The 280-nt window shown below is 70.4% G+C and carries 1 pseudogene; it reads right to left on the bottom strand.

From position 1 onward, the window contains the following. Positions 1-194 (bottom strand): annotated as a pseudogene (locus tag EN845_RS35070) (SAM-dependent methyltransferase); the annotation flags it as partial. Positions 195-280: the final 86 nt, after the last annotated feature.

The raw sequence follows: 280 nt of genomic DNA, 5'->3' as shown, positions 1-280 counted from the left end.
GAGTCCGGCGTGATATAGGGCAGGGTGAGCCCGGTGCCGACGCCGATCTCGAGGATGTCCGGGCCGCAGGCACAGGCCGCTTCGACCGCCTCGCGCTGCGGGCGCGCCAGCATGCGCTGATAGATCCGGTCGTAGAACTTGGCCCAGGTCGCGTAGACGCGCTTCTGGCCGTCGAGGTCGTAGGTCACCGGCATGGTCTGGAGTCCGAACGGAAGAGCGGGGCCTGAGCGATCAGGACAGGGCGAGCGCGGCCGGTGAGGGCGCGGCCGGCAGGGCAAGG

Source organism: Mesorhizobium sp. M8A.F.Ca.ET.202.01.1.1 (genome assembly GCF_004791595.1).
Lineage (GTDB): Bacteria > Pseudomonadota > Alphaproteobacteria > Rhizobiales > Rhizobiaceae > Mesorhizobium.
This window is presented reverse-complemented; position numbering and strand designations above follow the sequence as displayed.